This is a genomic window from Filibacter tadaridae (genome assembly GCF_900609045.1).
In the GTDB taxonomy this organism is placed as follows: Bacteria; Bacillota; Bacilli; order Bacillales_A; family Planococcaceae; genus Sporosarcina; species Sporosarcina tadaridae.
The window spans coordinates 1-464 of record NZ_UXAV01000040.1; the positions used below are offsets into that span (position 1 = coordinate 1).

A 464-nucleotide genomic window follows, 5' to 3' on the forward strand; every position below is an offset into this window, starting at 1 on the left:
AACGATCTTTCACTCAGTAGAGAAAAGGTCGTTTTTTTTGTATAATGAAAGTAACAATTATCCTAGGCGGTGTTCCCGATGATCTCCAACCAACAGTCCCTTACTTTAAGCCCGTTTGCATCAATTTACGATCTTGTTGTGCCTCAAGATAACCAGCTTCGTCAAATGAACAACCTAGTTGATTTCTCTTTCGTCCTCGAGGAATTAAAAGAAAAATATTGCCACGATAATGGCCGCAATGCCGTGCCCCCTGTCCGGATGTTCAAATATCTTTTGTTGAAGTCCATCTACGATTTATCAGATGCTGACGTTGTTGAACGATCCAAGTATGATATGTCTTTTAAATTCTTTTTGGAGATGGCACCAGAAGATGAAGTAATCAATCCAAGTTCTTTGACGAAATTCCGAAAGCTTCGCCTACAGGATATTAATCTATTGGATCTGTTAATTGAAAAAACAATCGG

Annotated in this window: 1 protein-coding gene; it reads left to right on the top strand. The window is 38.8% G+C overall.

Features of this window, described 5'->3' with window-relative positions; translation table 11 throughout:
- Window positions 1-78 precede the first annotated feature (78 nt).
- Window positions 79-464 (top strand): transposase (locus tag FILTAD_RS08520; RefSeq protein WP_148085395.1); only part of this gene is annotated, 386 nt, incomplete at its 3' end.